Raw genomic sequence first — 23,994 nt, forward strand, 5'->3', positions numbered from 1 at the left:
CTACCGCCAGCTCGAGCCGACCCCCGACAGACTTGACGAACCATAGGAGCGTCCCTCCTGGGTCCGACCCGCGTTCACCTGCCCGGGATGAGGCGGCGGGACGTCCCGCACGACGAGCATCGGGGCCGTCGGCGGCCGATCGGGCCGCCCCGGGAGCGAGGAGACGGCGGTGTCGGGACGCTTCGAGATCCGGGTCAGCGGGCGGCTGTCGGACCGGGCACGGGCCGCGTTCGCGGACATGGCCGTCGTCGAGGTGCCCGCGGAGACCGTCCTGTCGGGCTGGTCCGACGACGCCGACGAGGTGCACGGGATCCTCGACCGGATCCAGGAGCTGGGGCTCGAGCTGGTGTCGTTGCGGCAGGTCCGGGAGCCGGGCGACGCGTGACGCGCCGCCCGGCCCCGGGGGCCACGCCGTCGTTCAGGCCTTGAGCGGCTCCTGCTCGTCCACGTCGGTGAACACCTCGCGCAGCGCCGCCTCCTGGTCGCTGGAGAGGTTGGTGTGCAGCAGCTCGGCGTGGCTGCCGCGGAACGCCTCGGACACCTTGTCCGTCACCGCGTTCGCGGTCAGCGCGAACAGCGCCGAGCTCCCCGGCGTCACCTTCGAGCGCACCTCGTCGATGAACTCGTCGTCGATCCCGACGTCGGACATCGAGCCGGCCAGCGCACCGGTCGCCGCGCCGATCGCCATGCCGAGCAGCGGGACGAAGAAGATCAACCCGAACAGCAGGCCCCAGAAGCTGCCGCCGAGGGCGCCGCCGCCCGCGAGGTTGTGCAGCTGGCGGGTCTTCGGCCGCTTGCGGTCGGCGGGCCACGTGACCACGGCCGCGTCCAGGACCTGGATCAGCTCCTGCTTCTGGAGCTGCTCGAGCGTTGCGAGGGCCTGGTCCGCGCCCTCGGGGGTCGGGAACTTCCATGCCGTCAGGGTCGCCATCGGTCATCCTCCTCGGTGCCACGGACCGCCCTCCGGCACCGGGGCGATCGGCGCACCCGGCGCGGAGGGCTCGTCCCGACACTCGCCGAGGCCCTCGTCGGCGACCTCATCCGCGCGGGGTGACGCGGCCGGCGGAGGGGCCGGGCGGGCGGGTGGGCGGCTCATGGCGACGAAGTGGCCCACGAGCGCGCCGCCCAGCATCACGACGCCGAAGGCCACGAACCACGACAGGAGCACGAAGACGATCCCCAGCGGCCCGTACTGCCGGTAGTGCGACGTGATCGCCGGCGACAGCACGACGGTCGCGGCGAGCCGGAGCCCCACGAGCCCGAGGCCGATGAACACCGCCCCCGGCAGCAGGCGCACCCACGGCACACGTCCGGCCAGCAGGAGGTACTGCGTCCACCACGCCCACGCCACGGTGAGCGGCGTGCCCACGACGAGGAGCGTGACGAGCCACGCGCCTCCGTACAGGACGGGGTCCACGAGGGCGGCGGTGGCGATGATCGCCAGGAAGCCCAGCAGCCAGACCAGGGGGCGCCACAGCGCGCGGACACTCCCGCGGGGCAGGTCCCACACGAGCTCGTACCCCCGCTGGAGCGCCAACGGCCAGCGCACGGTGAGCACCACCGTCAGGACCAGCCCGATGCCGGTCGTGGCCCCGGAGACGGTCGTCGTGGTGGGGAAGAGCTGCTGCAGGTCGTGGGCGGCCTGCGGGGTCAGCCCGAGCCGGCGGACGAACCCGGACACCGGGGAGTCCGGCCCACCGAGCGGCATCACCGCGGCGAGCGTGACCAGCGCCGGGACCACGAGCATGAGCGCGAGGGCGGCCAGGAGCAGCGCCTGCTTGGTGAGCTGCACGTCCACGATCCGCCGCGTCAGCCGCCCGGCCGACGACGCCTCGTAGCGCGTGCGCGTGTCCCGCAGCCGGTCGCGCCACGGCGGCGGTACCCCGGACGCGGGGCCCGGCCCCGTCGGCGTGGTCATCGCCGTCCGACGCTAGGGAGCGGACGGTGGCCGGTGCTCACCCCGCGCGGGTGAGCCACGGCGCCGCGCGGGTTCCTACCGTCCTCGGCCATGTCGACCTCCATCGAGGCGCCCGACGCCGCGGCCCGCGCCGGGATGCCCCGCGCGCTGATGCTGCTGGTCGGGGCGGCCGCCATCGTGATCGTCGTCGCCGGCCTGCAGGTCGGCGCCTGGTTGATCGCCCCGATCCTGCTGGCGCTGGTGGTGGTGATCGCGGTCAGCCCGATCCAGGGGTGGATGCGCCGGCGCGGGCTGCCCGGGTGGTCGACGGTGCTCGCCCTGTTCCTGGTGATCTTCGGGGTCATCCTCGGGCTGGTGTGGGTGCTGCTGGCCTCGGTCGGGCAGCTCATCGCCCTGGTGCCGCAGTACTCCGGCCGCATCAGCCAGATCACGTCCTCGCTGTCGGCGACGCTGACCCGGCTCGGCTTCGACCCGGCCCAGGCCCGGGCGACCGCGTCGTCGGCCGACACGAGCCAGATCCTGGGCGCCATCGGGGGCGTGCTCTCCGGGCTGAGCGGCGCCGTCACCAGCGTGGTGTTCATCCTGGCCCTGCTGCTGTTCCTCATCGCGGAGGCGAGCGGGGCCTCGCGTCGCCTGGACGCCATCGGCGCCGATCGTCCGCACATGGTCTCCGCGCTCCAGGGCTTCGCGGGGGGCACGCGCCGCTACCTCGTCGTCACCGCGATCTTCGGGCTGATCGTCGCGGTCCTCGACACGGTGGCGCTCGCGATCATGGGCATCCCGCTGGTGGTGCTCTGGGGGCTGCTGTCGTTCATCACGAACTTCATCCCCAACATCGGCTTCATCATCGGCGTCATCCCCCCGGCGTTCGTCGCGCTGCTCGTGGGCGGCTGGCAGCTCGCGCTCGCGGTGGTGGTCGTCTACATCATTCTCAACGCGGTCGTGCAGTCGCTGATCCAACCGCACTTCACCGGCGACGCCGTCGGGCTCTCCACGACCATCACGTTCGTGGCGCTGCTGTTCTGGGCCTGGATCCTCGGCCCGCTCGGGGCCCTGCTGGCCATCCCGGCCACGCTGCTGATCAAGGCGATCCTCGTCGACTGCGACCCGAGCGCGCGCTGGGTCGAAGCGCTGATCGGCGCGAACAGCCCGCCCGGCAAGGAGGCCAAGGACAGCAAGCGGGGCAGGCACGCGGAGGATGCGGACGCCGACCGTGCCTCCACCGACGGCCCCGACACCCCCGATGCCCCCGACACGCCGGGCGACGTGCCGGCGGCCCCGACGCCGCCCCGGGCCACGCCGGTGACCTGAGCCGGGTCCGGGAGGGCACACTGCTCTCGTGACCGATCCCGACCGGACCACCGGCGACGACCGCGACGCCGGCGACGACCTCGCGTTCGAGCAGCTCGACGAGGCCGAGTCCCTCGACGACCCCGACCTCGCCGACCCCCTCGACGAGGGCGTCTCCCCCAACGAGCAGCCGTGGGGCACCGACGCCTGGGGCACCACGCCCGAGGAGGAGCGCGACGGCGAGCCGCTGGCGGGGCGCCTGCGCCGCGAGGACCCCGAGCGCACCGACCGCGACCGGGGCGACGACATCGGCGACGCGAGCGACACCGACGGCGAGCCGTGGGACGACGAGGTCGGCGAGGACCGCTCCGGGCGGCTGCTCCTGCGCGAGGACGGCGAGGACTTCTTCGCCGACGACGTCGGCGTCGACGGCGCCGGGGCGAGCGCCGAGGAGGCAGCCATCCACCTGGTCGACGACGACCGCTGACGCCGCGGCTCCGGTGACAGGTCCGGTGACAGGTCCGGCGACCGCCCCCGCGGCGTCCCCGTCCGCGCGCGAGGTCGCGCTCTCCGTCGCCCGGTCGGTGCTGGCCGTGGTGCTGCTGGTGCTCGTCTACCTCGCGCTGCCGCTGCAGACCGCCGACGGCGACGGCGCGTGGCTGCTGTTCGTCGTGGGGCTCCCGGCACTCGTCGCCGTGGTCGTCTGGCAGCTGCGCGCGATCGTCGAGGCGCGCCACCCCGCGCTGCGCGCCCTCGAGGCGTTCGCCGTGGCGATCCCCCTGTACCTCCTGCTGTTCGCCGCGGTCTACGTGCTGCTCTCGGCGGCGTCCCCCGCCACGTTCACCACACCCCTCACCCGCGTCGACGCGCTGTACTTCACGATGACGGTGTTCGCGACCGTCGGCTTCGGCGACATCACCCCGCTCAGCCAGACCGGCCGGGTGCTGGTGACGCTGCAGATGGTGGGCAACCTGCTCGTCCTGGGCCTGCTCGTGCGCTCGTTCCTCGAGGCGGTGCGGCGCGGGCAGCGCCGGCGTCAGGAGCCCTGAGCCCCGGCGAGCTCGGAGAGCGCCACGGCGGCGAGCCCGCGGCGCGCGGTGCGCGCGAGCAGCCCGTCGACGGTGCCGGCGACGCCAGTGCGCTGCGGGCCCTCGTGCAGGACGACGACGACGCCGCGGCGCACGACCGGGTCGAGCCACCGCGCCGTGGTGGCCGTCCCGGCCCCGGCGCCGCTGACGGCCACCGCGGTGCCCAGGACGCAGCGCAGGCCCTCCTCCTCGGCGATCGCGAGGTGGCGGTGCGTCGGCCACCCGGAGCCGGGCCGGAACCACCGCACCGGGCCGTGGGCGGTGAGCACCCGCTGGGTGGCGCGCAGGTTCTCCCGGAACGACGCGGGCGCCAGCCGCCACGTCGGCTCGTCGCGCCAGGTGTGGTTGCCGATCTCGTGACCCTCGGCGGCGATGCGCGCCACGAGGTCGGGGTACGTCGTGGCGCGCTCGCCGAGCAGGAAGAACGTCGCGTGCGCCCCGTGCCGGGCCAGGACGTCGAGCAGTGCGGGCGTCGTCGCCGGGTGGGGGCCGTCGTCGAGGCTCAGCACGAACCGCGGCTCCCGGGTCGGGACGGTGAAGACCACCCGGCCCCGCAGGACGGGGGCGATCGCCGCGAGGAGGGGGGTCAGCACCGACCTGAGTCTGCCCCGTCTGGCCCGTCTGCCGGTCAGGTGTCGTGACGCGCGCCGGCCCGCGTGCGTGCGGGGTCGACCTCGCGCTGCGGGTAGCGCCGCAGGTACTCCCCCTCGAGCTCGCGGGTGCGGCGGTCGTGGGCCGCGAGGGCGTCGTCGCTGCCGTGGCGGAAGGTGACGTGGCGGGTCTCGTGGAGGTGCTCCAGCTCGGTGAGCAGGGACTCCTCGTCGAGCTCCCGGGGGTCCCGCCCCGGCGCGCTGCCGTTGTCTGCGGTCATGGGCCCGGGCGTACCCGGCGGCACCGCCCCGCACCCGTGCGAGCCCGCCCCTGAACGGGCACCCCGCCCGTCATGGGTCACCCCGAGGCCGCCATCGACGTCCCCGTCGCCCCCGACTCCGTGTGGGCTGTCCTGGAGGACGGCTGGCTCTACCCGCTGTGGGTCGTCGGCGCCAGCCACATGCGCGACGTGGACGACGCGTGGCCCGCGGTCGGGTCGCGCCTGCACCACAGTGTGGGGCCGTGGCCGCTGCAGGTCAGCGACTCCACGGAGGTGCTCGACGTCGAGCCCGGCCGGATGCTGACGCTGCGGGCGCGGGCGTGGCCGTTCGGCACGGCCAAGGTGGTCATCACGCTCGAGACGACACCGTCGGGATGTCGCGTCCGGCTGGCGGAGGAGGTCGAGCACGGCCTCGGCTGGTTCGTGCCGGAGCTGGTCCAGGCGCCGTTCGTCGAGGCCCGGAACTCCGAGGCCCTGAGCCGGCTGGCCGACATCGCGACCGAGCGGGGCTGACGGGGGCGGCTGCTAGCTTCGCGGCCATGGCCGACGTGCACGACGTCCGCCGGCTCGCGCTCGGTCTGGACGGCGTCGAGGAGCGCGACTGCGACGGCTTCGACTTCCGCGTGGGCGGCCGGGGCTTCGTCTGGTCCTACCCCGACCGCAGCGGCGGCCGCCGGGTCCTGCGCACCGACGTCGCCGTGCTCTTCGTCGGCGACGAGGCCGAGCGCCAGGCCCTGCTGCGCGGCGAGCCCGACCTGTTCTTCTCGACGCCGTCCTACGAGGGCCTCCCCCTCGTGCTGCTGCGCCTGGAGGCCGTCGACGTCGCGCGCCTGGACGAGCTGATCACCGACGCCTGGCGGATGCGCACGGAGCAGGACGCCTGAGGCCTCATTCGCCGGTGAACGTGGCCTTCCCGTGGCCCTGCTCGACGAACGACGCCATCGCTCCCTGGAGGTCGGCGGTGGCGAACAGGGCGCCCGCGGCCTGCGGCGTCACCTCGTGCGCGGCCTCGAGCCCGCCCTCGGCGAGGTGGCGCAGGATCTCCTTGGTGGCCGCGTGCGCCCGGGTCGGGCCGGCGGCGAGCTGCGCCGCGAGCTCGCGGGCCGCGGCGTCGAACCCGTCCTCGGGGATCAGCCGGTCGACGACGCCCCAGCGCTCGAGCTCGTCGGCGCCGAAGCGGCCCGCGGTCATGACGAGCAGCCGCGCCCGCCCCGCCCCGGCGCGCTCGGCGAGGCGCTGGGTGCCACCCATCGCCGGGGTCAGGCCGACCGTGGCCTCGATCAGCCCGAACGAGGCCCGCGGCGTGGCGACGATGAGGTCGCACGCGAGCGCCACCTCGAACGCCCAGGTCAGCGTCAGCCCGTGCGCGGCGAAGACCGTCGGGAACGGCAGGTGGTGGATCCGCCGGCCGAGGTCGACGAGCTCGGCGAAGTACGCGGTGCCGGCCGCGGCGTCGCCGGCCTGCGCCATGGGGTGGAAGACCTGCTTGACGTCGACGCCGCCGCTGACGACCTTGCCCTCCGCGCGCACCAGCGCCCCACGGGGCCGGGCGCCCTCCAGCTCGGCGACGGCCGCGCGCAGCGCCTCGTGCAGCGCCTCGTCGTAGAGGTTGAGCGGCGGGTGGTCGATGGTCACCACGGCCAGGCCGGCGTCGTCCACGTCGACGGTCACGGGGGACGGTGTCACGGGAGTCGCGGTCATGACCGAGAACCTGCCCTACACCGGGCGCCCGAGCAGCGCGAGGAGCACGTCGCGGGGCTCCGCGCTGCGCGGCGTCACCGGCGGGGACCACAGCCCGGCCCCGGTGAGCATGATCGGGTCGCTCTGGACGTAGGCGAGCGCGCGGTCGACACCGACCGGGTCGAGCTCCTCGTCCTGCCCGGCGCCGCGCGCGAGGTCCCACTCGTGGACGGTGAGGTCGAGCAGCATCTGCTCGGCGTACTCCTCGACCGGGATCCACCCGAACGACGTGTGCACCAGGGCGGCGTGCGTGTCGGTCGCCGGCCACGCCGGCCGGGAGCGGGCGAGGGCGCGCTCCCAGGCGCCGCGCGGGTCGCCCTGGAGCAGGTCGCCCTCGTAGCGGTCGCCGACCACGTCCATCGTGGTGCCCACCAGGACGTGCGGCGCCCAGAGGTGCTCGAGGCAGAGGTGCGCGACGAGGTCGCCGACGCTCCACTCGGTGCACGGGGTCGGGGCGGCCCAGGTGGCGGCGTCCACGGCGCGGACCCGGGCGGTGACGCGGTCCACGGCGCCGGGGACCAGTGCGCGGGCGTCGGCGGTGTCGGTCACGGACGCCGACCCTGCTCCACGCCGACGGCCACGTCGAGCCCGCGGCGTCAGCCCCGGGGGGACGCGACGACCACGCTGACGGGTGCCGCGGTCGCGATCGTCCGCTCGAGACGCAGCCCGGCCCGGTCGAGGAGGGTCGCGTACTCCCGTTCCGTGCGCTCCCGGCCCCCGACCAGCGCGAGCATCATGATGTCCAGCAGCTTGCCGACGTGCGGTTCGTCCCCCTCGGGCAGCACCACCTCGAGGACGAGCAGCCGCCCGGCCGGGTCCATGGCCGCGCGCACGGTCCGCAGGATCGCGACGGCGTCGTCGTCCTCCCAGTCGTGCAGCACGCTGGAGAGGACGTAGCAGTCGGCGCCGGCGGGGACCGCGGTGAAGAAGTCCCCACCGACCGCCTCCGCGCGGTGCCCGACGACGTCGGCGGCGCCCGCGACCACCTCCGGCCGGTCGAACACGACGGCCTCGACGGCCGGGTAGCGCTCCGCGACCGCCGCGACCAGGTGCCCCTGACCCCCGCCGACGTCGACCAGGCGCCGGACCCCGGCGAGGTCGTACACCGCCAGCACCGCGGCGCCGATCTGGCGGGCGCGGTCGCCCATGGCGCGGTCGAACGCCGCGGCGCGGCGCGGGTGGGCGGCGAGGTACGACCACCAGTCGGTGCCGTGGTGGGTGGCGAACGACGGCTTCCCGGTGCGCAGGGTGCCGCCCAGCCCGGCCACGGTGTGCAGGTACTCCCCCGACCCCCAATTGCGGGCGTGGTCGCGCATCGAGCCCGGCACCTCGGAGCGCAGCGTCGCGGCCAGGTCGGTGAGCGCGAAGGTCCGCGGGGCCACCTCGCTGAACACGCCGCCCGCGGCCAGCGCGCGCAGGACCCGGTAGAGCACGTCCGGGTCCGCGTCGCTCGCGGCAGCCAGCTCGGCGACGTGCCGCGGACCGTCGGCGCACCCGTCGGCGATGCCGAACTCGGCGACGAGGGCGACGAGGCGACCGATCAGGGAGCCGTAGAGCAGGCTCATCATGCGCATCGAGGCCGGTTCGGTCGTCGCCTCCGCCACCGGTTCCGCCGTCATCACCGGATGGTGGCGCCACAGCGGTGGCGAGGACGAGCGCGGCGGGGGCCGCGAGAACGTCACGATTCGGCGAGCGACCTCGGCGGACGGCGCACGGGGTGCTGGGACGCGGGGACCAGCTCGTTCGTCGGCAGGTGCACGGTCAGGCGCACCGTGGTCCCGTCGCGGGGGTCGCTGTGGACCTGGACGAGGTCGCAGAGCTGGTGGGCGAGCCGCAGGCCGTAGCCGCGGCCCTCGGCGGGGCCGACGCGGTGGCGTCCCACCAGCGGGTCGGCGATCCAGCCGCTGTCCTGAACCTCGCAGACCACCGCGGCCGGCTCCGCCCCCTCCCAGCCGGGCGCGCCCGCGTGCCGGGTCCACAGCGCGAGGAGCCCGGGACGGCCGGTGTGCACGACGGTGTTCACCGCCACCTCGTAGGCCGCCAGCGCGAGGTCGGCCGCGCGGTCCTCGTCGAGGCCGGCCCGCAGGGCGTGCTCGGCGACGGCGGTCCGCACCGCCCACGGCCCGGTGGGCGCGCTGAACACTAGCGTCTCGCCGAGCTCGGTCGGCTCGGCCAGCGGCCCGGCGACGCCCTGGGCGAACTCGGTGGGGTCGACGTAGCGCCCGCTCGCGGCGGTGTGCCCGTGCTCGACGAGGACGGGGTGCGTCCGCTCCGCGTCGGCGATGACGGCCGGGGCGAGCGCGGTGGTGTCGTACGGGCAGAGCACCGTCACCGGGCGGTCCGCGAGCGCGACGTTGATGAGGGCCTCGTGCTGGACCGCGGCGGCGTACTCCTGCGGGGTGCGCCCGGCCCAGATCGGCTCGCCGATGATGCGCACGCGCCCCTGGGCGGCGTGCTCGTCGGCGAACGCCCGCAGGACCCCGGCGATGATGCGGCCGGGGTTGCGGCCGGCCTGCGTCATGTCGTGCAGGACGACCCGCGACGCGAGCGGTCCCAGCGCGTCGCGCACGAGGGCGAGGCGGCTCGGCGGCGCCGCCATCATCACCGGCTCGTCGCACTCGAGACCCTCGCGCAGGAACGGGACCGTGCCCGCGACGTAGGCCTCGTCGTCGGCGTAGAACAGCGCCGGGTGCACGAGCGTGTCGCCGCCGCCGTCGTGCGACGGGGCGTGTGCGTGTCCGGCATCCACTGCGGCGACTCCGTGTGTCGGCGTCCTGGCGGCGCCATCATGCCTGGTCCGGGGGCTGAGCACCGCCCTCACCCGCGGGTTCTCACCGCCCGCGGGTGAGGTGCGCAACGGGCTGGTGCGCTCGCCCGATGACCTTCCCCCGGCTGCCGCGTCAGCGGCGTCCCTTGCTCTGCCAGTAGCCCGGGCCGGGGGTGTCGATGGTGTGGCGCCGGCTCTTCGCGTTCCACGACCAGCGCCCGGCGCCCAGCCCCCAGCTCACGCCGTCCGGGCCGGCGTGCAGGCGCAGCGGCCCGAACCGGAACGTGCGACGCATGTGGTGTCGCGGATGGACGTGGGGCAGCAGACGGAATCCCATGGGGAGCCTCCTTCGTCGTCTCGACAACGAATGCCCCGGGTGTCCGGGTTCCCGAACGGGGCCATCCGGACGAACCGGACGCACTCCCTCAGCGCGGGCCGAGCAGCGGCGCGACGTCGAACCGGCCCGGGACCAGCGCGAACTGCGTCATGAGGTCGGCGACCCGCTGGAGGCGCGTCGCGTCGAGCGACTGCGGGTAGGAGCCGAGGTTGATCAGCGAGGCGGTGGCGCGGTCGATCCGTACGTAGGTCGGCAGCACCTGCTCGACGTTGCCCCGGTCGACCGCCGCCTGCTGGCCACGCGCCATCGCGCGCTGGAACGCCGCGACCGTCCGGGGGTTCCGGTCCGCGAACGCCTCCGTCGTGCCGTAGCCGCCCAGCGGGATGTCGGCGGTCGGCCCGGAGGCGGTGTCGAGGAGCGGCACCGCGCCCAGGTTGCGACCCGCCGCTGTGATGAACGGCTCGACCATCGCCGCCGCGTCGACCCGGCCGGTGGCGAGCGCCGTCGCCATGTCGGGGAACGGCACCTCGACGAACTGCACGGTGTTCGGATCCACCCCGTTCGTCTGCAGCGCCGAGCGCGCATTCAGTTCGACGATGTTGCGGAACGTGTTCACCGCGACCCGCCGTCCCGCGAGATCACGGGGAGAACGCACCGTGCCGTCGGGGCGGGTGACGAGCGCGAAGGTGTTCGGTCCGGCCTGGTAGCCGTCCGAGATCAGACGGAATCGGCCCGCCCCCTGCTGCTGCGCGAGGAAGAACGAGACGTAGTTCCCGAAGGTGACGTCGAGGCCGCCCCCGACGATCTCCGGGATCGACGCCGCCCCGCCCTGCGCGACCACCGGCTCGACGATCAGACCCTCGTCGCGGAAGAATCCCCGCTCCTGGGCCAGGTAGAACGACGCCGTGTCGACGATCGTCAACACCCCGACCCGCAACGTCGCCCGTTCCGGCGCCCCGGCAGACTCCTGATCACCCGGCCCCGCTCCCCCGCACGCGGACAGGGCGAGCACGCACAGAATCGTCAGCAATCGGACGGCGATCGGGCGGGCGCGGCCGCTCCGAGAATTGTTGCTCCGCATGCGCACAATGACCCCCATTCGGGCGGCAACGCACTCGGTCAGTTCGACGCGCGGTCATGCATCCGTGTGAGGAACCGTCGCGATCGGGTGTCATGCCGGCCACGGGGAAGCTACCGTGGCGGGCGCCATCGTCACAGGTGGTCGTCGGACCGAATGCGATTCCGGCGAGCGCGGCGGCTCCGGAGAACTCGAGCGCGCGCCGTGGGGATGTGCCTGGCGATGGGGGGTCGTCCGTGGCCGAGCGCAACGTGTCCGCGACGGGGACCCGCCGGTCCGCCCGGTGGGCTCCGGTGCGCTGGCGCGTCCGCACGAAGGTCGTCGCCGTGGTGGCGGTGCCGATCGTGCTGGCCCTGGTCCTGGCCGGACTGACCATCCGGACCCAGCTCGCGCAGCGGAGTGCGCTGGAGCAGGTCGCGACGGGCACGCGGTTGAGCGCCACGGTCGCGGGTCTCGTCGATCGGCTCCAGGTCGAGCGGACCGCCACGGCCGCCTACGTCGCGGCCGGCCGCGGGCCGGACCGGTCACTCCTCGACACCGTCGCGGAGGACGTCGACCGCGCGGTGGCGGACCTGCGTGCCGAGGGCGACGCGGTGGCCGACCTCGACGCCGGCGTGCGGGACCGCTACGCCGGGGCGCTCACGCGTCTCGACGCCCTGCCTGCCCTGAGGACGACGGCGGTCGCGACCCGCTACCCCGCGACGAGCGTCGTCGTCGGCTACACGGGCATCGTCGAGCCGATGCTCGCCCTCTCCCGTGACATCGCCGGCGCGGTGGGCGAGCCCTCGGTCGTGCGCCCCGCCACCAGCCTGGCCGCGCTCGGCCGGGCCAAGGAGCAGGCCGAGGTCCAGCACGCGCTGCTGCTCGTCGGGGCGACGACCGGGGCCCTGCCCGTCGGCGCCGGTGACGCCCTGCGCGGGGCGATCGCCGAACAGGAGGCCGCGACCGCCGAGTTCGAGGCGGGCGCGACCCCGGCGCAGGTCCAGCTGTTCGACGACACCGTCGCCGGGCCGGAGATCGACCAGCGGGTCCGCATCCTGCAGACCGCGCTGATCCGCGACGCCGACCGACAGGCGCTCGCGGTCGACCCGGTCGCCTGGGACCGCGCGGCGGGGACCACCCGGGAGGCGCTGCGCACCCTGGAGAACGTGCTGTTCGGCGAGCTCCGGGCCACGGCCGACGAGCTCGTCTCGCAGGCCGGCACCACGGCCGCCGTGGTGATCGTCCTGGTGGTCCTCGCCGTGCTCGCCGCGGTCGCGCTGGCCGTGCTCGTCGCCCGATCACTGATCACCCCGCTGCAGCGCCTGCGCTCGTCCGCGCTCGACGTCGCCGACAGACGGCTCCCCGACGCGGTCCGTGTCCTCGACGACGAGGGGGTGCGCGAGGGGGGCACGCCGGAGGACACCGTCGAGCCGGTGCCGATCGACACCGAGGAGGAGGTCGGCGAGGTCGCCCGCGCGTTCGACCGCGTGCACCGCGAGGCCGTGCGGCTCGCCGGGGAGCAGGCTCGGCTGCGGACCAACCTCAACGCCCTGTTCGTCAACCTCTCCCGCCGCTCCCAGGGCCTCGTCGAGCGCCAGATCCTGCTCATCGACACGCTGGAGAACCGGGAGGAGGACCCCGACGTCCTCGCCGACCTCTTCGCGCTCGATCACCTCGCCACCCGCATGCGCCGCAACGGCGAGAACCTGCTCGTGCTCGGCGGCGCGACGCCGTCACGGGGGACCGCCGAACCGCTGCTGCTGGTCGACGTGATCCGGGCCGCGGTCGGCGAGGTCGAGCAGTACCAGCGCATCGAGGTGGGCAAGGTGCCCGGCCTGCGCGTCCGGGGGGCTCCGGCCGACGACCTCGCGCACCTGCTCGCCGAGCTGCTCGACAACGCCACGGCCTTCTCCCCGCCCGACCGACCGGTCACCGTCAGCGCCTCCCGCGCGCCCGACGGTGGCGCGATCGTCGAGGTGGCCGATCAGGGCCTCGGCCTGGACAGCGAGGATCTCGCCGACGCGAACGCCCGCCTCGAGCAGCCCGTGCTCCTCGACGCCTCCGTGCCGCGGCAGATGGGCCTGTTCGTGGTCGGCGCGCTGGCCCGCCGCCACGGGATCACCGCCCGCCTGCTGCCCGGCGACGGCACCACCGCGAGCGTCCACGTCCCCGCGGCGCTGCTCGTCGCCCCCGAGCCGGCCGAGCAGACCGAGCCCCCCGAGCCCGCCGGCCCGGCGCTCGCCGGCCGTGCCCCCGCCCCCGACGCCCCCGACGCCCCCGACGCCCCCGACGCCCCGGACGCCCCGGACGCCCGGGACGACCCGGACACCCCGGACGACCCGCTGACCGAGGACGTCCCCCTCCCGCCCGCCGCGAGCAGCGACGAGCCGATCTTCGAGGCGATGTGCTCGGCCTGGTTCGTCGACGCCCACGCAGGCAGCGCTCCGGACCACGACGGCACAGCCGGCGACACGGCCGGCGACCCGGCCGAGCTGTGGCGCTCGGCCGGCGACGAGGGCTGGAACGCCGTCGCCGCGCGCGCCGCGGAGCCCGCACCCACCGAGCACACCGAGGCCGGCCTGCCCCGGCGCCGCCGAGGTGCCGGGCTCGTGCCCGGGGCCGCCGCCGGGACGGCCGCTCCGACGGCATCGGAGGCCGGGCCGGACGACGTCCCCACGCCGCGACGCACCGTCGACGCCGACGTGCTGCGGGAGCGCATGAGCCGGCTCCAGCAGGGCACGAGCCGGGGCCGTGACGAGGTCGACACCGACGGGTCCGAGGTGCCGGAGGTGCCGGCGGCGCGCGCCGGGGGCAGCGACGACGGCTCCGTCGTCACCAGCTCGGCGGGCCCGACCGGCGGGGACGCGGAGGGATCGCCATGAGCGCCACGGAGACGTTCGACAGGTTCGGCTGGCTGATCGACGACTTCGTCGCCCGGGTGCCCGGCGTCGCGCACGCCGTCGTCATCTCGGCCGACGGTCTCCTGCTGACGCACTCGAGCCACCTGCCCGACGAGCGGGCCGACCAGTTGGCCGCCGTCGCCGCCGGGCTCGTGAGCCTGGCGGACGGCGCATCCCGGTGCTTCGACGCCGGGGGCGTCGTCCAGACGGTCGTGGAGATGGAGCAGGGCCTGGTCCTGACCATGGCGATCCGTGACGGGTCGTGCCTCGTCGTCCTGGCCACGGCGGGCTGCGACCGCGGGCTCGTGGGCTACGAGATGACCCTCATGGCCGCGCGCGTCGGGAAGGCCCTCACCCCCGAGGTGCGCCAGGAGCTGCGCACCGCGCGGGCGACATGACCGCCGGCGCCGGGTCGGGGCGCCGCGCTCCCCGGGTCCGCCCGTACACGATCACCCGTGGCCGCACGCGGACCCACGCGGAGCTGGCCCTGGAGACGCTGGTGCACACCGCGACCGGGCTCGACGTCCACGCGGCGGAGCTCACCCGGGAGCAGCGCGCGATCTGCCGGCTGTGCGTCGACCCCGTCTCGGTCGCGGAGGTCTCGGCGCGGGCCGACCTCCCGCTCGGCGTCGCGCGGGTCGTGCTCGACGACATGGCCCGGGACGGCCTCGTCGTGCTCCACGAGGCGTCGACCGACAGGCCGAGCCTCGCGCTGATGGAGAGGGTGCTCCATGGGCTCCAGCGGCTCTGAGACCACGGGGCGACGGCGTCATCCCGCCCGCGCCCCGGCCGGTCGCGCGCCCGACACCGGTCCCCACCCGCCGACCACCGACGGAGACCGTCGTGCACGTCGAACGCGCCGAGCTCGAGCTCGAGACCCTGATCGCCCGCCTGGACCGCCGGGAGCTCGATCCCCCCGCCGACCCGCCCTCCGGCGGCTGGGACCGGGCCCGACAGCAACGCTTCGTCGACACGGTCCTGCGCCAGTGGTGTGTACCGGAGATCCACGTCGCCGACGGGGGCGACCGGGACGTCGTGCTCGACGGTGGCCAGCGGCTGCTCGCCCTGGCGCTGTTCTTCCACGACGAGCTCCCCTGCGCGGGCGAGCAGGCGCCACGCCGGGACGAGGTCGCGCGCCTGGACGGGCTCTGCTTCAGTGACCTGCCCGGCGACGTCCGCCGGCGCGTGCGCCGCTTCCGCATCCCGGTGGTGCTGCTCTCGGACTACGAGCCCGCGGAGCTCCGGGAGCTGCTCGACCGCCTGCACCCGACGGACGAGCCGGCCGTCCCGGTGCCGTCGCCGCGGGCACCCGAGCCCCCGCCGGACACCCGGCCGTCCGGCAGCCACCGCGCGCCCGCCTCCCCCGAGCCGATCTACGACCAGGTGTCGGCCTGGTTCGCCGACCTCTCCGAGTACCGGGACGTGTCCTCCTGGCGGGCTGACGGCGCGCCGGGGTGGACCTCGCCGGCCGACGAGGGCCGGGCCGCCGCCGAGGTCGTCGCGCAGGTCGCCGACGGCCCCGATCCCGACGTCCTCGCGGGCACCACGCCGGCGGGGCTCCCCCGACGCGAGCCGCGAGCCCTGCTCGTGCCGGGCGCGGTGCCGCCGCCCCCGGCCGCGCCGTCCACGTTCGGGGAGAGCCGGGGTACGGCCGCGGCGGTGGGCGAACGCCTCGCGAGCTACCGGGACGGCGTCGCGGAGGGCGGCGACGGTGCGCGCCCGACCGGGGCCGATGACCCACACCCGTTGTTCGACGACGGCGCCGGGTCCGCGGTCCCCTCCTCGAGGCCCTGACGCGCGGCCCGGTGGCGCAGCAGCATCCGCCGCCCGACCAGCACCCCGAGACCGGCCACGAGCATCGCGACCGCCGCGACCACCCAGGCCGTCGCGAACGACGCCCCCGTCGCGAGCAGGCCGAACCCGACCGGCCCGAGACACCCGCCCGCGTACACCCCGACCTGCACGATCGCGGTCGCGGCGGCGGGCGCGGCCGGGTTGAGGCGCACCACGGCGAACTGCAGCAGCCCGGGCCACGACCAGCCGAGCCCGAACCCCAGCACCGTGCCGACGACCAGCGCGAGCGAGCCCGGCAGCGCGAGCAGCAGGACGCCCGCCGCCCCGAGGACCAGGCACCCGGCGACCACCGCGACGTGCCCGCCCCGGCGGCGGTCGGCGAGCCAGCCGTGCAGCATGCGCATGACCACCGCGACGACGCTGCCCAGCGTCAGCACCAGGCCGGCGAGCCCCGGTGCGACGCCGCCGTCGACGGCCGAGGCGACGAGGAAGATGCCGAGGCCCGTGCAGCTCGCCGCACCGAGGCCGGCCGCGATCCCGATGACCGCGAGCGCGCCGGTGGCCCGGTCGGCGGTCCGGTCGGCGGAGCGCTCCTCGGGCCCCGACCCGTGCGGCGCCACGGCCAGGGCCGCGAGCGCCAGGCCCGCCCCGATCACGTACGCCCAGCGCCAGCCGACCGTCAGCCCGAGCGCCGGCACCGCGAGGCCGGCGAGCAGGGTCGCCAGCGGGACGGAGGCCTGCTTGACCCCGAACGACAGCCCGAGGCGCGCCGTGGGCATCGCGCGGGCGAGGGTGAGGTTGGTGCTGAGCTGGCCCATGACGTTGGTCCAGGCCCCGAGCAGCACGAGCGCGACGACGGCCGCGAAGCTGCGGGCGAACCCGGCCGTGGCCAGCATCGCGACCGCGGCGCCGACCAGTCCGATCCGGCTGGTCCGCCGCGACCCGAGGCGCTCGACGAGCTTGCCGACCGGCAGCGACACCAGCGCCGACACCCCGAAGTAGGCGGACACGACGAGGCCCAGCGCGGCCGGGTCGAAGCCCAGCTCCGCGCCGATCTGCACCGACAGCGCGCCCAGCAGGAACACCGGCAGCACCGTGGCGGTGGTGATCGCGACGGCCCCGGTCCCGGTCCGCAGCGCCGACTGCTCGCTCATCGTGAGCAATGCTAACCGACATCCGGTCACGAACGGGACGCGCGCTCCTCGAGGTAGCGCTGCTCGGCGCGGTTGAGCGCGGCGCGGGCGGCCCGCCGGTAGTGCTCCCGGGCCCCGGCGCGGTCCCCGAGGCGCTCGAGCAGGTGGGCGCGCACGGCGTCGGGACGGTGGCTGCGCCTCAGGCGGGGGTCGTCGGCGACGGTGTCGAGGACGGCGAGCCCCGCCGCCGGCCCCTGCGCCATGCCGACGGCGACCGCACGGTTCAGCGTCACCACCGGGTTGTCCGAGCGCCGTTCGAGCAGGCCGTAGAGGACGACGATCTGCGCCCAGTCGGTGTCGGCGTCGCTCGCCGCCTCGGCGTGCACGGCCGCGATCGCGGCCTGGAGCTGGTAGGGCCCGAGCGGGCCGGCGGCGAGCGTCGTCTCGAGCAGCGCGGTCGCCTCGGCGATGGCCGCGTGGTCCCAGCGCGCGCGGTCCTGCTCGGCGAGCCCGACCATGCGCCCGTCCGGCCCGACCCGCGCGTCGCGGCGGGCGTCGGTGAGCAGCATCAGCGCGAGCAATCCCGCCACCTCGCCGTCCCCGGGCAGCAGCCGGTGCAGCCGCCGCACGAGCCGGATCGCCTCGGCGGTGAGGTCGACGCGGGTCAGCGACGGCCCCGCGGTGGCCGTGTAGCCCTCGTCGAAGACGAGGTAGAGCACGTGCAGAGCGCTGGCGAGGCGCTCCTCGCGATCGGCGGGCGGGGCGTCGAAGCCGGCGTCGGCGATCGTCGCCTTCGCGCGGCTGATGCGCTGGGCCATCGTCGCCTCGGGCACGAGGAACGCCCGCGCGATCTCGCTGGTGCGCAGGCCGCCGACCGCGCGCAGGGTCAGCGCGATCCGGCTGGGCTCGGAGAGTGCGGGGTGGGCGCAGAGCAGCAGCAGCTCGAGGGTGTCGTCGGCCGGGTCGCCGTCGGGGCCCGGCGGCGCCGGCTCGTCGGCGCGCTCCCGCGCCGCCAGCGCGTCCTCCCGGCGGCGGCGCGACGACTCGCTGCGCTGCAGGTCGGTGAGCCGCCGGCCGGCCACCGTCACGAGCCACGCGACGGGCTCGTCGGGGACCCCGTCGCGCAGCCAGCCGGCGGCCGCCGCGAGCAGCGCCTCCTGGACCGCGTCCTCGCACAGCGCGAACTGCCCGTGCCGGCGGACCAGCGCGCCGAGGACCTGCGGCGCCGCGGAGCGCAGCAGGTCCTCGACCGCGCGGTCGGTGCTCACGGGGTGTCCGGCTCCCCCAGCCCGTAGCCGGCCGTGAAGATCACCGGGCGGACCTCGACGGGGAGCCGGTCGGTGCCGGGGATCATCGCCGCGAGCTCGTGCGCGCGCTCGGGGCCGTCGCAGTCGACGACGTAGAAGCCGCCCATGTACTCCTTGGCCTCGAGGAACGGGCCGTCGGTCACCGTCACCGCCCCGGGACGGCCCCGCACCACCGCGCTCTGGGACGGGTCGGCGAGCGCGTGGGTGCCGACCATCTCCCCCGACGCGGTGATCGTGTCCATGAACCCCTGCTGGCCGGACGCGATCTCGTTCCGCTCGTCGTCGGACAGCGACTCCCACACCTCGGGGTTCATCTGGATGATCAGCAGGTACTTCACGGGTCCTCCTCGGTCGCCGGCCCCGCGTCCCGGGGCCGTCCGGCAGCACGTCGGAGCCGGGCGCGCGCCTCTCGACATCCTCGCGGTGTGACGACGGTCACGGGACGACGACGTCGAGCCGGGCGGCGCGGCTCCGACCGGTGGACATGACCTCCACGGAGACCGTCCGACGCCCGGCCCGACACCCTGCGCGGCGCTCGCCCTGGTGGGGCCTCGCCGTGCTCGCCCTGCCCACGCTGCTCGCCGCGGTGGACATCAACGTCCTCTTCCTCGCCCTGCCCCACCTCACGCGCGACCTGGGCGCCTCCGCGGTGGCACAGCTCTGGATCACCGACGTCTACGGCTTCCTCGTCGCCGGCCTCGTCATCACGATGGGCACGCTCGGCGACCGGATCGGGCACCGGCGCCTGCTGTTCGCCGGCGCCGCGGTGTTCGCGCTGACCTCGATCGCCGCCGCGTACGCGCCCAGCGCCGAGGCCCTCGTCGGCCTGCGGGCCGTGCTCGGCGTGGCCGGCGCGACGCTCATGCCCGCCACGCTCGCGCTGATCACCGCCCTGTTCCCCGACGAGCGACGCCGGGGCGTGGCCATCGCGATCTGGGCGACCTGCCAGTTCGCGGGCGCCGCCCTCGGCCCGGTCGTCGGCGGCCTGCTCCTGGGCCACTCCTGGTGGGGCAGCGTGTTCCTGCTGGCGGTGCCCGTGATGGTCCTGCTGCTGCTCGCCGGGCCGTTCGTGCTCCCCGGCGGGACCGGCGACGGCACGGGCCGTCTCGACCTCGCGAGCGTCGCGCTCTCCCTGCTCGCGGTGCTCCCCGCCGTGTGGGGCGTCAAGGTCGCGGCGACCGGGTCCGCGCCCCTCGGGGCCGGCCTCGCGGCGACCGCGGCCGGCGTCGCGGTCGGCGTGGTGTTCGTCCGCCGCCAGCTCCGTCTCGAGCGCCCGCTGCTCGACCTGGCGCTGTTCCGCCGGCCGCGGGTGACGGTCGTGCTGGGCGCGCTCGTCGGCGCGGGGATCGCGATGGCGGGTACCGGGATGCTCGTCACCCAGTACCTGCAGGTGGTGCTCGGCCTCTCCCCCGTCGCCGCCGCGCTGTGGTTCGCGCCGATGGGGCTGGGCGTGGCCGCCGGGACGCTGGTGACGCCGGTGCTCGTGCGGCGGGTGCGCCCGCACGTCGCGGTGTCGGGCGGGCTCGCGCTCGCGGCCCTCGGCGCCCTGCTCCTCGTCGTCACCCCGGCCGCGGGCGGCGTGCCCGTCGCCGTGCCGGCGGTGACCGTCCTCGCGCTCGGCACCGGACCGCTGTTCGCGCAGGGCATCGGCAGCATCGTCGGCGCCGTGCCCGCCGCCCGGGCCGGCGCGGCCGCCTCGCTCGCGGAGACGGGGAACTACCTCGGGGGCGCGCTCGGGCTCGCGCTGCTCGGCACCCTGGCCGCGGCGTCGTACCGCGGGGCGATGGACGGGGTGATCGGCGCGGGCGGTGCCGCTCGCGAGACGGTCAGCGGCGCGGCGGCCGAGGCCGCGGGCCTGCCCACGGCGGCCGCCGACGAGCTGCTGCGCGCCGCGCACGAGGCCTTCACCGGCAGCCTGCACCTCGTCGGCGTCGTCGCCGCGGCGCTCTTCGTCGTCCTGGCCGTGGCGACCTCCCGGGTCCGGCTCTCGTGAGGTCGGCTCCCGCGGGGTCCCCGGACGGGCGCGGTCGGCGTCAGACCGCCGCGGTCCCGATCAGCCCCTTGCGGGTCACGAGCGCGGCGAGCTCCTGTTCGGTGAGGTCGTCGGTGCCCTCGGGGCGGCGCGGCAGCACCAGGTAGCGCGACTCGGCGCTCGCGTCCCACACCGTGATCCGCGTCGACGCCGGCAGCTCCAGGCCGAGCTCGCGCAGCACGCCGCGCGGGTCACGCACCACCCGCGAGCGGTACGCCTCGCTCTTGTACCAGCTCGGCGAGGGGCCGAGGAGCGCGATCGGGTAGCAGGAGCACAGCGTGCACACGACGACGTGGTGCTCGTCGGCGTCGTTGGCGACGACGATCAGCTTCTGCTCCTGCAGCGCCCCGCCCATCGAGAACCCGAGCTCGCCGATCGCCGCGTTGCCGTCGGCGAGGAGCCGGGCGCGGAAGTACGGGTCGACCCAGGCCCGCGCGACGACCGCCGCGCCGTTCGCCGGCGAGCCGCCGGCGGCGAAGGCGTCGAGGCGCTCGTCGATCTCGCCCGGCGCCAGCCAGCCGCGCTCCTCCAGCAGGGCCTCGAGGTGCCTTACCTGCGCCGCGAGCGGCGCGTCGTCGTGGGTGGTGCTCACCGGCTGTTCCTCTCCTCGGTGGGTTCGGGGTGGCCCGCGGGGTCGGGTTCGAGGTAGTCCTCCCAGAGCTCCACGACCACCGCGTGGTCGCCCTCGCCGAACAGGTCGCGGGCGGCGAAGCGCACGTGGTGGACCGCCCGCGGGTCCGAGGGCAGACCACGGGCGCGCTCGTCGGCGAGCGGGTGGTGCCCGGCCGTCGAGACGATGACCCCGCGCGCCCCGCGGGCGTAGCGGGGCAGGCGGGTGTGGCCCGGCGGGTCGGGGATCCGGGTGCGCACGCGGTCGCCCGGGGCGAACCGGTCGGGGCGGTCAGGCACCGGCCAGCTCCCCCGGGGTCGCGACGCCCTTCTCCCCGAGGAGCGTGGTGATCGCCCGCAGCCACTTCTCGTAGTACGAGGCGGCGAGGTACTGGTCGGGCGGGATGCGCTCGATCGCGTCGCGGAACTCGTCGAGGTTGTAGACACCCCGGCGGATCATCGCGGCGTTGAGCGCGACGACGTGCGCCTCCCAGTCGGCGTGGAACGCGGGCTCGTCCGGCTCCTCGACGATCGGCGGGAACCCGACCATCCCGCCCACGTCGTTGATGCGGCTCACGGGAGCGTTCCTACCGCCCCGACACGGGACGCGGCCAGAGCACGGACCGGCCCGGTCGTCGCCGACCCGGCCTTGATCACCGTCTCGGTGACGGAGCCCCGCACATCTGCGGTGGTTCGTCACCGAGATCGCGATCACCGAGCCGCCGGGCCTTGACGAGGCCTCCCGCCGGGACCTACCTCTGGACCGACCACGGGGCGAGGAGCGCGCATGACCAGCGTGACGGCGGCGGGGGAGATCACCGGCCGGGGCATGACCCTCAGCGACATCCTGGCCCGCTGGGCCCGGGTCACGCCCGACGCGGAGGTCCTCGTCGACGCCGGCACCGGGGTGCGGCGCACCTACGCGCAGTCCGACGACCGGATCACGCGCCTGGCGAACACCCTGGTCGGCGAGGGCGTCGAGCCGGGCGACCGGGTCGCGGTCCTGGGCCTCAACAGCGCCGACCTGCTCGAGTCCTACCTCGCGGTGCTGCGCGCCGGGGCGATCTGCGTGCCGGTGAACTTCCGGCTCGTCGCCGGCGAGGTCGCCTACGCGCTGCGCGACTCGGGCGCCGTGGTCGCGATCGCCGACGTCGCCACCGCGGGCCTGACTCGCGAGGCCCGCGCCGACGCCCCCGACGTCCGCCGGACGATCACCATCGGCGAGGACCTCGACGACGTCCTTGCCGCCGCCGACCCCACCTACCGCGAGCTCGCCGTCCCCGACGAGGCGACCGCCTTCATCATGTACACCTCGGGGACCACCGGCGCCCCGAAGGGCGCGATGCTCACCCACCGCAACCTCTACCTGCACGCCTTCTCGACCACCATGCACCTCGGCGGACCCGGCGGCCCGGGCGTCTGGCTCTCGGGCACCCCGCTGTTCCACATCGCGGGCGTCGCGGGCTTCCTGCCGACGCTGTTCGCGGGCGGCACCACCGTCATCCCGCCCTCCACCGGCTTCGACCCCGACGCCGTGCTCGACGTCCTCGAGCGCGAGCGGGTCACGGCGTGCTTCTTCGTCCCGGCGCAGTGGGCAGCGCTGTGCGAGCGGGTCGCCGCGCAGGACCGCGACCTCTCGGCGCTGCGCAAGGCGTCGTGGGGCGCGGCGCCGGCCTCGACCGCCCTGCTCCGGACCATGATCGCGACCTTCCCCGACGCCGACATCGTCACCTCGTTCGGCCAGACCGAGTGCAGCCCGGTCACCACGACGCTGCGCGGCGAGGACGCCGTGCGGAAGATCGGCTCGGTCGGCACCCCGATGATCAACGTCGAGTGCCGGGTCGTGGACGACGAGATGCGCGACGTCGCGCCGGGCGAGGTCGGCGAGATCGTCTACCGGGGACCGCTGGTGATGTCGGGCTACTGGAACAAGCCCGAGCAGACCGCCGAGGCGTTCCGCGGCGGCTGGTTCCACTCGGGCGACCTGGTCCGCCAGGACCCCGACGGCTACTACTACGTGGTCGACCGCAAGAAGGACATGATCATCTCGGGCGGCGAGAACATCTACTGCGCCGAGGTCGAGAACGTCCTCGCCGGCCACCCGCAGATCGCCGACGTCGCCCTCATCGGCGTCGCCGACGAGAAGTGGGGCGAGACCCCGCTCGCGGTGATCGTGCCGACGAAGCCCGACGACCCGCCCACCCCGGAGTCGATCGACGAGCACTGCCGCACCCAGCTCGCGCGCTACAAGCGGCCCCGGCGCGTCGCGGTGGTCGACGCCCTGCCGCGCAACGCCACCGGCAAGGTCCAGAAGACGGTGCTGCGCGAGCAGGAGCTGGCGGGCGCGCTGGCGTCGGAGACCGTGCCCTAGCCGGTCAGTGGCTGGTCAGTCGGCCTTCGGCGTCGACTCGCCGACCAGCCAGCGGGCGACGTCGACGAGCTTGATGTTCGTGTCCTGCGAGCTGCGCACGAGGCGCTGGAACGCCTCGTCGTCGCGCAGGCCGAAGCGCTCCATGAGGATGCCCTTGGCGGTGCCGATGACGTCGCGCGAGCTCACGGCCCGGTCGAGCTGCGCGGCGCGCTGGGCACCGCGCAGCGCGAGGCCGGCCTGGTTCGCGAACAGGGCGCCGAGGATGCGGTCGTCCTCGTCGAAGGCGTGGGTGCGGCGGCTGAAGAGGTTCAGCGACGCCGCGCGCTTGTTCTCGCTGTAGAGCTGGAACGACAGGGAGCTGTGGACGCCGAGGTCGAGGGCGCGGCGCACGAAGTTCGGCCAGCGGTCGGTCTCCTCGGCGAAGTCCTGGACGAGGACGATCTCCTCGTCGTAGATCGACTCCACGCACGGGCCCTCGCCGGTGTCGGCCTGCACCTGGTCGAGCTCGTTGACCACCTCGTCGGTGGTGGCCGGCGAGACGATCTTCCCGCGGCCCTCGAGCAGCAGGACGCCGGCGAGGTCGGTGGCCGGCGAGGTGTCCACGGCGGCGGCGAGGATCATGGCCAGGGTGTCCTCGACCGTCGTCGCGGAGCCGAACTGCCGCCCGGAGGTCAGGAGGTCACGCAGGCGCGCGTCGTCCTCGGCGAACACCGTCGGGGTCACCCGCCCTCTCGTCGGCCTCGGCAGAGGCCTCGGGTGGGACCTCCACGGATCGGC

29 protein-coding genes are annotated in these 23,994 nt (G+C 75.4%); 12 read left to right on the forward strand and 17 right to left on the reverse strand.

Translation table 11 applies throughout. The annotated features are described in order from the left end of the window. Positions 1–169: 169 nt before the first annotated feature. Positions 170–385: a hypothetical protein gene (locus PH190_RS24485; RefSeq protein WP_274234148.1), complete on the forward strand. Its 216-nt coding sequence runs from the start codon at positions 170–172 to the stop codon at positions 383–385. 33 nt (positions 386–418) lie between these two features. Here PH190_RS24485 and PH190_RS24490 read toward each other — a convergent pair whose 3' ends face one another. Together PH190_RS24490 and PH190_RS24495 are read right to left on the reverse strand one after the other, a co-directional pair. After that, positions 419–931: a DUF1269 domain-containing protein gene (locus PH190_RS24490; protein ID WP_274234149.1), complete on the reverse strand. Its 513-nt coding sequence runs from the start codon at positions 929–931 to the stop codon at positions 419–421. Between the two features lie 3 nt (positions 932–934). Beyond that, the gene (locus PH190_RS24495) at positions 935–1,918 is read right to left on the reverse strand and encodes a YihY/virulence factor BrkB family protein (protein WP_274234150.1); all 984 of its coding nucleotides are present in this window, start codon (positions 1,916–1,918) and stop codon (positions 935–937) included. A gap of 90 nt (positions 1,919–2,008) precedes the next feature. On the opposite strand from PH190_RS24495, the gene PH190_RS24500 reads away from it, so the two are divergent. From PH190_RS24500 to PH190_RS24510, 3 genes are read left to right on the forward strand one after another with little or no spacing between them, the layout of a single operon-like run. After that, the gene (locus PH190_RS24500) at positions 2,009–3,229 is read left to right on the forward strand and encodes an AI-2E family transporter (protein WP_274234151.1); all 1,221 of its coding nucleotides are present in this window, start codon (positions 2,009–2,011) and stop codon (positions 3,227–3,229) included. Between the two features lie 28 nt (positions 3,230–3,257). Then, the gene (locus tag PH190_RS24505) at positions 3,258–3,695 is read left to right on the forward strand and encodes a DUF5709 domain-containing protein (protein WP_274234152.1); all 438 of its coding nucleotides are present in this window, start codon (positions 3,258–3,260) and stop codon (positions 3,693–3,695) included. A gap of 25 nt (positions 3,696–3,720) precedes the next feature. After that, a complete protein-coding gene (locus PH190_RS24510; protein WP_274234153.1) occupies positions 3,721–4,257 on the forward strand; it encodes a potassium channel family protein in 537 nt (178 codons plus the stop codon). Here the strand turns inward: PH190_RS24510 and PH190_RS24515 are convergent. Together PH190_RS24515 and PH190_RS24520 are read right to left on the reverse strand one after the other, a co-directional pair. Continuing rightward, positions 4,245–4,889 carry a polysaccharide deacetylase family protein gene (locus tag PH190_RS24515; RefSeq protein WP_274234154.1) on the reverse strand — a complete coding sequence of 215 codons (645 nt, stop codon included), beginning with the start codon at positions 4,887–4,889 and terminating at the stop codon, positions 4,245–4,247. The two genes, PH190_RS24510 and PH190_RS24515, sit on opposite strands and share 13 nt — an antisense overlap. 35 nt (positions 4,890–4,924) lie before the next feature. After that, entirely contained in the window at positions 4,925–5,167 is a 243-nt protein-coding gene (locus tag PH190_RS24520; RefSeq protein WP_274234155.1) for a DUF6158 family protein, read from the reverse strand. 72 nt (positions 5,168–5,239) lie between these two features. Here PH190_RS24520 and PH190_RS24525 point away from each other — a divergent pair, with 72 nt between their 5' ends. Continuing rightward, positions 5,240–5,680, forward strand: a complete 441-nt coding sequence (locus tag PH190_RS24525) for an SRPBCC family protein (protein ID WP_274234156.1) — start codon at positions 5,240–5,242, stop codon at positions 5,678–5,680. 26 nt (positions 5,681–5,706) lie between these two features. Next, a complete protein-coding gene (locus PH190_RS24530) occupies positions 5,707–6,051 on the forward strand; it encodes an MmcQ/YjbR family DNA-binding protein (protein WP_274234157.1) in 345 nt (114 codons plus the stop codon). A gap of 4 nt (positions 6,052–6,055) precedes the next feature. Here PH190_RS24530 and PH190_RS24535 read toward each other — a convergent pair whose 3' ends face one another. The 6 genes from PH190_RS24535 to PH190_RS24560 form a co-directional block, all read right to left on the reverse strand. Further along, positions 6,056–6,868, reverse strand: a complete 813-nt coding sequence (locus PH190_RS24535) for an enoyl-CoA hydratase/isomerase family protein (protein ID WP_274234158.1) — start codon at positions 6,866–6,868, stop codon at positions 6,056–6,058. Between the two features lie 15 nt (positions 6,869–6,883). After that, positions 6,884–7,456, reverse strand: a complete 573-nt coding sequence (locus PH190_RS24540) for a TIGR03086 family metal-binding protein (RefSeq protein ID WP_274234159.1) — start codon at positions 7,454–7,456, stop codon at positions 6,884–6,886. Between the two features lie 47 nt (positions 7,457–7,503). Next, a complete protein-coding gene (locus PH190_RS24545; protein ID WP_274234160.1) occupies positions 7,504–8,526 on the reverse strand; it encodes a methyltransferase in 1,023 nt (340 codons plus the stop codon). A 59-nt stretch (positions 8,527–8,585) separates the two neighbouring features. Further along, positions 8,586–9,656, reverse strand: coding sequence for an anti-sigma factor RsbA family regulatory protein (locus PH190_RS24550; RefSeq protein ID WP_274234161.1), 1,071 nt, complete (start codon positions 9,654–9,656; stop codon positions 8,586–8,588). Between the two features lie 151 nt (positions 9,657–9,807). Beyond that, complete coding sequence (locus PH190_RS24555; protein WP_274234162.1) at positions 9,808–10,011, reverse strand: DUF4236 domain-containing protein; 204 nt, start codon at positions 10,009–10,011, stop codon at positions 9,808–9,810. Between the two features lie 88 nt (positions 10,012–10,099). After that, the gene (locus PH190_RS24560; RefSeq protein WP_420791708.1) at positions 10,100–11,110 is read right to left on the reverse strand and encodes an ABC transporter substrate-binding protein; all 1,011 of its coding nucleotides are present in this window, start codon (positions 11,108–11,110) and stop codon (positions 10,100–10,102) included. A 215-nt stretch (positions 11,111–11,325) separates the two neighbouring features. Here PH190_RS24560 and PH190_RS24565 point away from each other — a divergent pair, with 215 nt between their 5' ends. The 4 genes from PH190_RS24565 (at position 11,326) to PH190_RS24580 (ending at position 15,765) form a co-directional block, all read left to right on the forward strand. Further along, positions 11,326–13,953, forward strand: a complete 2,628-nt coding sequence (locus PH190_RS24565; protein ID WP_274234163.1) for a sensor histidine kinase — start codon at positions 11,326–11,328, stop codon at positions 13,951–13,953. After that, positions 13,950–14,369: a roadblock/LC7 domain-containing protein gene (locus PH190_RS24570; protein WP_274234164.1), complete on the forward strand. Its 420-nt coding sequence runs from the start codon at positions 13,950–13,952 to the stop codon at positions 14,367–14,369. The genes PH190_RS24565 and PH190_RS24570 overlap by 4 nt, the downstream gene beginning before the upstream one ends. Then, positions 14,366–14,722: a DUF742 domain-containing protein gene (locus PH190_RS24575; protein ID WP_274234165.1), complete on the forward strand. Its 357-nt coding sequence runs from the start codon at positions 14,366–14,368 to the stop codon at positions 14,720–14,722. Before PH190_RS24570 ends, PH190_RS24575 begins: the two co-directional genes overlap by 4 nt. A gap of 92 nt (positions 14,723–14,814) precedes the next feature. Continuing rightward, on the forward strand, positions 14,815–15,765 hold the full coding sequence (locus PH190_RS24580; protein WP_274234166.1) for a DUF262 domain-containing protein: 951 nt from the start codon (positions 14,815–14,817) through the stop codon (positions 15,763–15,765). Here the strand turns inward: PH190_RS24580 and PH190_RS24585 are convergent. From PH190_RS24585 to PH190_RS24595, 3 genes are read right to left on the reverse strand one after another with little or no spacing between them, the layout of a single operon-like run. Continuing rightward, entirely contained in the window at positions 15,651–16,919 is a 1,269-nt protein-coding gene (locus PH190_RS24585) for an MFS transporter (protein ID WP_274234167.1), read from the reverse strand. The two genes, PH190_RS24580 and PH190_RS24585, sit on opposite strands and share 115 nt — an antisense overlap. A gap of 26 nt (positions 16,920–16,945) precedes the next feature. Then, positions 16,946–18,166, reverse strand: coding sequence for an RNA polymerase sigma factor (locus PH190_RS24590; protein WP_274234168.1), 1,221 nt, complete (start codon positions 18,164–18,166; stop codon positions 16,946–16,948). Next, positions 18,163–18,543: a YciI family protein gene (locus tag PH190_RS24595; RefSeq protein ID WP_274234169.1), complete on the reverse strand. Its 381-nt coding sequence runs from the start codon at positions 18,541–18,543 to the stop codon at positions 18,163–18,165. The genes PH190_RS24590 and PH190_RS24595 overlap by 4 nt, the downstream gene beginning before the upstream one ends. Before the next feature lie 146 nt (positions 18,544–18,689). Here PH190_RS24595 and PH190_RS24600 point away from each other — a divergent pair, with 146 nt between their 5' ends. Next, positions 18,690–20,198 (forward strand): MFS transporter, encoded by a 1,509-nt coding sequence (locus PH190_RS24600; RefSeq protein ID WP_274234170.1) that lies wholly within the window; start codon positions 18,690–18,692, stop codon positions 20,196–20,198. Positions 20,199–20,238: 40 nt separating this feature from the next. Here PH190_RS24600 and PH190_RS24605 read toward each other — a convergent pair whose 3' ends face one another. From PH190_RS24605 to PH190_RS24615, 3 genes are read right to left on the reverse strand one after another with little or no spacing between them, the layout of a single operon-like run. Continuing rightward, positions 20,239–20,829 (reverse strand): nitrile hydratase subunit alpha, encoded by a 591-nt coding sequence (locus tag PH190_RS24605; protein ID WP_274234171.1) that lies wholly within the window; start codon positions 20,827–20,829, stop codon positions 20,239–20,241. After that, positions 20,826–21,146, reverse strand: coding sequence for an SH3-like domain-containing protein (locus PH190_RS24610; RefSeq protein WP_274234172.1), 321 nt, complete (start codon positions 21,144–21,146; stop codon positions 20,826–20,828). Before PH190_RS24610 ends, PH190_RS24605 begins: the two co-directional genes overlap by 4 nt. Continuing rightward, positions 21,139–21,423 (reverse strand): SH3-like domain-containing protein, encoded by a 285-nt coding sequence (locus tag PH190_RS24615; protein WP_274234173.1) that lies wholly within the window; start codon positions 21,421–21,423, stop codon positions 21,139–21,141. The genes PH190_RS24610 and PH190_RS24615 overlap by 8 nt, the downstream gene beginning before the upstream one ends. A 210-nt stretch (positions 21,424–21,633) precedes the next feature. Here PH190_RS24615 and PH190_RS24620 point away from each other — a divergent pair, with 210 nt between their 5' ends. Continuing rightward, positions 21,634–23,217, forward strand: a complete 1,584-nt coding sequence (locus PH190_RS24620; protein WP_274234174.1) for a long-chain-fatty-acid--CoA ligase — start codon at positions 21,634–21,636, stop codon at positions 23,215–23,217. A 15-nt stretch (positions 23,218–23,232) separates the two neighbouring features. On the opposite strand, the gene PH190_RS24625 is transcribed toward PH190_RS24620, so the two are convergent. Further along, positions 23,233–23,940 carry a GAF and ANTAR domain-containing protein gene (locus PH190_RS24625; protein ID WP_274234175.1) on the reverse strand — a complete coding sequence of 236 codons (708 nt, stop codon included), beginning with the start codon at positions 23,938–23,940 and terminating at the stop codon, positions 23,233–23,235. Positions 23,941–23,994 lie beyond the last annotated feature (54 nt).

The sequence above is a fragment of the Actinomycetospora straminea genome, assembly GCF_028737255.1.
Lineage (GTDB): Bacteria > Actinomycetota > Actinomycetes > Mycobacteriales > Pseudonocardiaceae > Actinomycetospora > Actinomycetospora straminea.

What these genes read in the sequence shown, in the direction of transcription:
- PH190_RS24555 (WP_274234162.1), bottom strand. Translation starts at nt 10,011, where the DNA reads ATGGGATTCCGTCTGCTGCCCCACGTCCATCCGCGACACCACATGCGT.
- PH190_RS24560 (WP_420791708.1), bottom strand. Translation starts at nt 11,110, where the DNA reads ATGGGGGTCATTGTGCGCATGCGGAGCAACAATTCTCGGAGCGGCCGC.
- PH190_RS24490 (WP_274234149.1), bottom strand. Translation starts at nt 931, where the DNA reads ATGGCGACCCTGACGGCATGGAAGTTCCCGACCCCCGAGGGCGCGGAC.
- PH190_RS24500 (WP_274234151.1), top strand. Translation starts at nt 2,009, where the DNA reads ATGTCGACCTCCATCGAGGCGCCCGACGCCGCGGCCCGCGCCGGGATG.
- PH190_RS24600 (WP_274234170.1), top strand. Translation starts at nt 18,690, where the DNA reads ATGACCTCCACGGAGACCGTCCGACGCCCGGCCCGACACCCTGCGCGG.
- PH190_RS24585 (WP_274234167.1), bottom strand. Translation starts at nt 16,919, where the DNA reads ATGAGCGAGCAGTCGGCGCTGCGGACCGGGACCGGGGCCGTCGCGATC.
- PH190_RS24620 (WP_274234174.1), top strand. Translation starts at nt 21,634, where the DNA reads ATGACCAGCGTGACGGCGGCGGGGGAGATCACCGGCCGGGGCATGACC.
- PH190_RS24520 (WP_274234155.1), bottom strand. Translation starts at nt 5,167, where the DNA reads ATGACCGCAGACAACGGCAGCGCGCCGGGGCGGGACCCCCGGGAGCTC.
- PH190_RS24530 (WP_274234157.1), top strand. Translation starts at nt 5,707, where the DNA reads ATGGCCGACGTGCACGACGTCCGCCGGCTCGCGCTCGGTCTGGACGGC.
- PH190_RS24525 (WP_274234156.1), top strand. Translation starts at nt 5,240, where the DNA reads ATGGGTCACCCCGAGGCCGCCATCGACGTCCCCGTCGCCCCCGACTCC.
- PH190_RS24575 (WP_274234165.1), top strand. Translation starts at nt 14,366, where the DNA reads ATGACCGCCGGCGCCGGGTCGGGGCGCCGCGCTCCCCGGGTCCGCCCG.
- PH190_RS24495 (WP_274234150.1), bottom strand. Translation starts at nt 1,918, where the DNA reads ATGACCACGCCGACGGGGCCGGGCCCCGCGTCCGGGGTACCGCCGCCG.
- PH190_RS24570 (WP_274234164.1), top strand. Translation starts at nt 13,950, where the DNA reads ATGAGCGCCACGGAGACGTTCGACAGGTTCGGCTGGCTGATCGACGAC.
- PH190_RS24535 (WP_274234158.1), bottom strand. Translation starts at nt 6,868, where the DNA reads ATGACCGCGACTCCCGTGACACCGTCCCCCGTGACCGTCGACGTGGAC.
- PH190_RS24545 (WP_274234160.1), bottom strand. Translation starts at nt 8,526, where the DNA reads ATGACGGCGGAACCGGTGGCGGAGGCGACGACCGAACCGGCCTCGATG.